General features: G+C 65.8%; 1 protein-coding gene. It reads left to right on the top strand.

What is annotated here, in order from left to right; translation table 11 throughout:
* Positions 1-657: glycosyltransferase (locus A5747_RS02940; protein WP_369804981.1), on the top strand; the 657-nt coding region annotated here is incomplete at both ends.

The raw sequence follows: 657 nt of genomic DNA, 5'->3' as shown, positions 1-657 counted from the left end.
ATCGCCGAGCGCGGATCACTGGAAATTCAAGCCTACGAAGAAGTTTGCTTCCCGGGGCTGGCCGCCGAATGGGCGAACTGCAACGGCCAACGACCGTTCGTCGGCGCGCTGACGATGGAGTTGGCCACGGACGCCGACGAGGAGGTCGCGTCGTGGATCGCCGCGGGAACACCGCCGATTTTCTTCGGCTTCGGCAGCACGCCGGTCAAGTCTCCCGCCGACACCGTCGCCATGATCGGCGCGGCCTGCGCGCAACTGGGCGAACGGGCGCTGATCTGCTCCGGCTGGAGTGACTTCGGCAATGTCCCCCATTCCGACCACGTCAAGGTGGTGGAAGCGGTGAATTACGCTGCGGTCTTCCCGGCCTGCCGCGCGGTCGTGCACCACGGCGGCATGGGCACCATTGCCGCGGGCCTGCGCGCCGGAGTCCCCTCGCTGATCCTTCCGACGTTCGGCGATCAGACGCTCTGGGGAACTCAGGTCAAAAGACTGAAAGTTGGTTCCGCCCGGCGCTTTTCGAGCACCACCCGCGAATCGCTCGTCACGGACCTGCGCCGGATTCTCGGCCCGCAATGCGTCGCCCGGGCCCGTGAAATCTCTACCCGGATGACCAAACCCGTTGAGAGCGTCGCGGTAGCCGCCGATCTCATGGAGAAC

The organism is Mycobacterium sp. IS-836 (assembly GCF_001954275.1).
GTDB lineage: Bacteria > Actinomycetota > Actinomycetes > Mycobacteriales > Mycobacteriaceae > Mycobacterium.
Note: the sequence above shows the minus strand (reverse complement) of the source record. Positions and strands in the feature narration are given on the sequence as shown.